Genomic DNA, 4,304 nt, shown 5'->3' on the forward strand with positions numbered 1-4,304 from the left:
GACGCAGATAACCCCGCGCCAACTGCACACCCGCCAGATACAGATCCCCCGCCACACCCGGCCCCACCGGCCGCAACGACGAATCCAGCACATACAGACGGGTGTTCCAGACCGGACGGCCGATCGGCACCGTTCCGGTGGTGCCGGTCTCCTCGGCGCAGTTCCAGGCGGTGACGTCCACAGCGGCCTCGGTCGGACCGTAGAGGTTGTGCAGTTCCGCCCCGAGCACGCGGGTGAACCTCTGCTTCAGCTCGACCGGGAGGGCCTCGCCGCTGCAGATCACCCGGCGCAGGGACGTGCAGTCGCCGGCCGTCGGTTCCTGGAGGAACACCTGGAGCATCGACGGCACGAAGTGCGCGGTCGTGACCTGGCGGGTGCGGATCAGCTCGGCCAGGTAGGCGGGGTCCTTGTGGCCCCCGGGCCGGGCGACGACGAGCGTGGCGCCCACGGCGAGCGGCCAGAAGAACTCCCAGACCGACACGTCGAAGCTCGACGGGGTCTTCTGGAGGACCCGGTCCCCGGCCGTGAGCCCGTACTCGTCCTGCATCCACAGCAGGCGGTTGGTGATGGCGGCGTGGGAGACGACCACGCCCTTGGGACGCCCGGTGGATCCGGACGTGTAGATCACGTAGGCGGGGCTGTCGGGCGAGAGCTCCGCCACCCGGTCGCCGGCGCGTACGTCGGTGACCGGCCGGTCCGCGAGGACGGCACGGGTGGCCGGGTCGTCGAGCTTCAGGACCGGTACGGCTGCGTCCCCGGGCAGGCTCTCAGCGGTCTCGGCCGTGGCCAGGACCAGCGCGGGACCGGCGTCCTGGAGCATGTACGCGATGCGCTGCGCCGGGTACTCGGGGTCCACCGGCAGGTACGCGGCGCCGGTCTTCAGCACCGCCTGGAGCGCCACGAGCAGCTCGGCCGACCGGGGCAGGGCGAGCGCGACCCGCTGCTCGGGGCCGACACCCAGCCCGATGAGGTGGTGTGCGAGGCGGTTGGCACGGGCGTTCAGCTCCGCGTACGACAGCGATCCGTCCTCGAGGACCAGCGCGGTGTGCTCCGGGGTACGGGCCGCCTGGGCCTCGAACAGTTCCGGCAGGGTGGTACGGGGAACCGCGCGGGCGGTGGCGTTCCACTCGGTGACCACCTGGCCACGAACCGCCGGGTCCAGCGTGTCGAGGGCGGCCAGGGGCCGGTCCGCGTCGGACAGCACCGCACCGAACGTCCGCTCCAGCCGGTCCGCGATCCCGGCGATCCGGTCGCGGTCGAGGAGGTCGGGACGGAAGCCGAGCTGGAGGCGGAGCCTGGGGCCCGGCGTCGCGATGAGGCTGAGCGGATAGTGGGTCGCGTCGTATCCGCGGAAGCCGGATATCCGTACGCCGTCGACGGTGCGGTCGAACCCCTCGGGGTCGTCAGGGTAGTTCTCGAAGACCAGGAGCGAGTCGAAGAGCTCACCCGAACCGGCCAGACGCTGCAGTTCCGTCAGACCCAGGTGCTGGTGGGCGAGCAGACCCGCCTGCTGGTCCTGAAGCCGGGTGAACACGGCTGCGACCGGCTCGGCCGGCCCGTCCATCCGCACACGGACCGGCAGGGTGTTGATGAAAAGCCCGACCATCGTCTCGACGCCGGGGATCTCCGGCGGGCGCCCGGAGACGGTGGCACCGAACACCACGTCGTCCCTCCCGGTGAGCGAGCTGAGCAGCAGCCCCCACACGCCCTGGACCACGGTGTTCAGCGTCCAGCCACGGCTGCGCGCCAGCTCGGTCAGCGCGGCGGTCTGCTCCTCGGAGAGCTCGGCGGTGAACGTCTCGGGCACCGCCGGCGCACCGCTCGTCCGGTCCGCGACCACCAGGGTCGGCTCGGACACGTCGGCCAGTACCGGGCGCCAGGCCTCTTCGGCAGCGGTCCGGTCCTGCCTCGCCTGCCACTCCAGGTACGCGCGGTACGGCGTCACCCGCGGCAGTTCGGAGACGTCGTCCCGGCTCCCGTACAGGGCGCAGAGCTCGTCCAGGAGCACGGGGAAGGACCAGCCGTCGATGAGGATGTGGTGCATCGACAGCAGCAGGCGGTACCGGTCGTCGGCGAGCCTGACGAGAGTGAACCGCAGCAGCGGCGGCCGGGTGAGGTCAAAGCGGCGGCCGCGCTCCTCGTCCGTGAGCCGGGCCAGTTCTTCCGCGCGATCGGTCTCGGTCCGTGCCCGCAGGTCGACCTCGCGCCAGGGCAGTTCGACCTCGTGCGGGATGACCTGTACCGGGCGGTTGAGCTTCTCGTAGCGGAAGTCGGCGCTCAGGTTGGGGTGGCGCCGCAACAGGGCCTGTCCAGCTGCCTTGAGCGCCTGGGCGTCAAGCCTTCCCTCCAGGTCGAGGGAGAGTTGCACGGTGTAGGCGTCCACCGCCGCGGTGTCGTACAGGGAGTGGAACAGCATTCCTTCCTGCAACGGCGTGAGCGGCAGTACATCAGCGATTCCAGACTTGGCCATTACGACATCCTCCAGTCAGATTCCAGCAGGTCGATTTCAGCCTGGGACAACGACACCAGAGGCAGATCCGACGGGGTCCTGCTATTGATTTCCGAATTTGCGGCGCACAGCGACAGGGATTTCAGTGCTCTGAACCACAGCTGGCTCAGCTCCTGTACATCCTTTTCCGACAGGATTCCCTCCGACCAGGTCCAGTTGACTACCAGCTCGGGGCCGTCGGGGTGGTCCTGCGTCACCGCGTTGATCTCCAGAACGTGCGCCAGGGGCATCCCTGGGTCCGCGTCCGCGGTGATGACATCGGCACCGTCAGCCGTGCCCCAGTCCACCGCGCCGTCCGCGTCAGGGGCGGCGAACCGGCCCAGATAGTTGAAGGCGATCTCGGGAGCGGGCCGACCGGCCAGCACGTGCGCCGTTTCCGGGTTCAGATGGCGCAGCAGGCCGAATCCCAGGCCGTTGTCGGGCAGTTCCCGCACCTGCTCCTTGACGCGCTTGAAGGCGTCGGCGACCGCCGGTCCGCCGTCCCACACCCGGGACCAGTCGAGCCGCCCGGGGTCGAGCCGCAGCGGGTGGATGGTCGTGAACCAGCCGACGGTGCGCGAGAGGTCGACTCCGCCGGTGAACTCCTCCCGGCCGTGTCCCTCCACGTCCACCAGCACCGCGTTGTCGGTACCGCCTCCGCTCCTGTGCCGCCGGTAGGCCACGGCCAGAGCCAGCGCGGTCAGCAGGACGTCGTTCACTCCCGCGTTGAACGCCGTCGGCACCGTGGTGAGCAGGGGGGCCGTCTCGTCCCGCGGCAGGGTCACCGTCAGGGTCCGTGCGGTGGCCACGGCGTCCCGGGCCGGATCCAGCGGCCTGCTGCCGAGCCGCGTACCCGCGTCCCGCAGCCGGCCGGCCCACTTCTCGGTCTCGGCCCGGCGCTCCGGGTCGTTCGCCGAAGCCGTCAACAGCTCGGCCCAGCGGCGCAGGGACGTCCCGACCGGCTGCGGGTCCGGGGTCTTGCCGGCCGCGACCGCCTGCCAGGCCGCGGCGAGGTCCGGCACCAGGATGTGCCAGGAGACGCCGTCCACCACGAGGTGGTGCAGGGCGAGCAGGAGCTGCCCCGGCCGTCCGGGTCCGCCGTCGAACCAGACGGCCTGGACCATCACCCCGCGGTCGGGGTCCAGCCGGGCCCGCGCCGCACGGGACCTCTCCTCGGTGACCGCGCTCAGGGCGTCGCCTTCGAGGCCGCTGACGTCGACCCGCTCGACGCAGTCGGCGGCCCGTACGGCCCCGCGCTCGCGGATCTCCAGCTCCCATTCGCCACCGTTCACGGCGCGTTCGAGGGTCATGCGCAGCGCGTCGTGGTGGTCGAGCACCGCCTGGAGCGCGTCCGTCAGCCGCTCCAGACCCAGGTCGGCGGGGACCCTGAGGACCTTGGACTGGCTGTACCGGCCGATCGGACCGCCCCGCTCCCGCAGCCAGGACACGATGGGAGTGCGGCCCAGCTTCCCGACGCCCTGGTCCGGGACCACGGCCGTCCCGGTCACCGTTTGCGCGGCGGCGGCCAGTGCTTCGACGGTGCGGTGCCGGAACACGTCCCGGGGGGTGACGACCAGGCCGGCGGCGCGGGCCCGGCTGACGAGCTGGATGGAGACGATGCTGTCGCCGCCGAGGTCGAAGAAGTTGTCGTCGATGCCGACCCGGGGCACGTTCAGCACCTCCGCGAACAGCCCGCACAACACCTCTTCCCGAGGCGTCCGCGGCGCACGGCCACCCACCGCACCCGACACCTCCGGCACCGGCAAACGCCGCACATCCAGCTTCCCGTTCACCGTCAACGGCAGAGCATCCAGCA

General features: G+C 71.1%; 2 protein-coding genes. Both read right to left on the bottom strand.

The features are described from left to right. Nucleotides 1-2,470: amino acid adenylation domain-containing protein (locus tag AB0D94_RS37580; RefSeq protein ID WP_362062404.1), on the bottom strand; the 2,470-nt coding region annotated here is incomplete at its 3' end. Then, nucleotides 2,470-4,304, bottom strand: a 1,835-nt coding sequence (locus tag AB0D94_RS37585; RefSeq protein ID WP_362062407.1) for a condensation domain-containing protein, incomplete at its 5' end; no start/stop codon positions are given. The genes AB0D94_RS37585 and AB0D94_RS37580, both read right to left, overlap by 1 nt.

Source organism: Streptomyces sp. NPDC048255 (assembly GCF_040652415.1).
Taxonomy (GTDB): Bacteria; Actinomycetota; Actinomycetes; order Streptomycetales; family Streptomycetaceae; genus Streptomyces.